The organism is Microbulbifer okhotskensis, from assembly GCF_023895975.1.
Lineage (GTDB): Bacteria > Pseudomonadota > Gammaproteobacteria > Pseudomonadales > Cellvibrionaceae > Microbulbifer > Microbulbifer okhotskensis.
This window is the reverse complement of record NZ_JALBWM010000442.1, coordinates 1-326: the sequence shown is the minus strand read 5'-3', so window position 1 is coordinate 326 and position 326 is coordinate 1. Positions and strand designations below refer to the sequence as shown.

At 48.2% G+C, this 326-nt stretch carries 1 protein-coding gene; it reads right to left on the bottom strand.

What is annotated here, in order from left to right; genetic code table 11:
- Window positions 1–78: 78 nt before the first annotated feature.
- On the bottom strand, window positions 79–326 hold a 248-nt coding region (locus MO867_RS22845), incomplete at its 5' end, for a hypothetical protein (protein WP_252473428.1).

The following is a 326-nucleotide window of genomic DNA, read 5'->3' as shown; positions in this document are numbered from 1 at the left end:
TAATCGCTACCACTTTTGCCAGTATTGGCAAATGTAACCCGCTATTAATTTCAGGGTAGAGCCGCGCAATAATTCTTTTTATTTGCTGGTCCAAGGGTCCGCGCTCCAGGTTAAATTCATAAAATTGCCAGATAGCTCTACTTTGGTTGCATAGTGTCCATTGAGTAAAACACCGGGGCGCAGCCTTGGAATACAAGCGATTTTCGCCCGGTTAGATACTCCAAAGTCCGTTGTATATCCGCTGGGCAATTCCAGGGGGCGGCCTGCCCAGTAACTATCCGCCCAACTACCAACAAAAACTTTCCCGTCTCCCTGCTGTTGCCAGA